The organism is Devosia sp. MC1541, from assembly GCF_012847305.1.
Classification (GTDB): Bacteria; Pseudomonadota; Alphaproteobacteria; order Rhizobiales; family Devosiaceae; genus Devosia.
In genome coordinates, this window is the sequence record NZ_JABBDZ010000048.1 from 1 (window position 1) to 978 (window position 978).

Genomic DNA, 978 nt, shown 5'->3' on the forward strand with positions numbered 1-978 from the left:
CGATGATGAATCTATCCGGCTCTGAAGTCCACTGCTTGCAGATGAACTCGTAGGGTGTGAGGCCCTTGAGCATCTTCAGTCTTCGTCCGAAATTGTAGGCGTCGATGAAGTCCTGAAGGTGCCGACGCAATTGGTCATGATCGTCATAGTGGAAGCGTCTGACGGTGGCCTCTTTGATGGTGCGGTTCATCCGTTCCACCTGTCCGTTCGTCCAGGGGTGCTTGATCCTGGTCAACCTGTGCTCGATGCCGTTCTCGTCGCAGACCCGATCGAAGATATGGTGGAATGCGTATGTATCGCGGACCCGGTTGGTAAACTGGATGCCATTGTCGGTCAGTACGGTATGGATGATGTAGGGCACTGCCGCGACGAGGTTGCGCAGGAATTGGGCGGCATTCATCTTGCCGGCTTTGGTATAGAGTTCAGCGAAGGCGAACTTCGATGTTCGGTCGATGGCCACGAACAAATAGAGCTTGCCCTCAGCCGTCTGCACCTCTGCGATGTCGATGTGGAAGTAGCCGATCGGATAGCTCTTGAACTTCTTCCTGACGGGCTTGTCCCCTTCGACATCGGGTAGCCGGGAGATGCCATGGCGCTCCAGGCACCGATGCAACGATGATCGGGACAGATGCGGGATTGTCGCCTGAAGGGCATAGAGGCAGTCATCGAGCGGCAGCAGCGTGTGCTTGCGGAAAGCGACGATGACCGCCTCTTCCTCCACCGATAGGACCGTGGAATGCGGTTCCTTCGGCCCGGTCGGCAAATCTGCGACCGAGGTCCGCTTCTTCCACTTCGCCACAGTCTTCTGATTGATCCCGTAGCGCTTCGCCAGCGCCCTCAAGCTCTCTTGACTATGTTGTATCGCTCGACGGACTGCCGCTGTCGTCGTGGCGCTCCCGTGGTGAACTTGTCCCATAGTGCCTCCTTCCACTCAGGGGAAAAGATTGCACCATCAAAACCCGGGATCAAACACCTAGG

The 978-nt window shown here is 56.7% G+C and carries 1 protein-coding gene; it reads right to left on the reverse strand.

The window, feature by feature from the left end; genetic code table 11:
• On the reverse strand, positions 1-916 hold a 916-nt coding region (locus tag HKD40_RS17630), incomplete at its 3' end, for an IS481 family transposase (RefSeq protein WP_169197070.1).
• Positions 917-978: the final 62 nt, after the last annotated feature.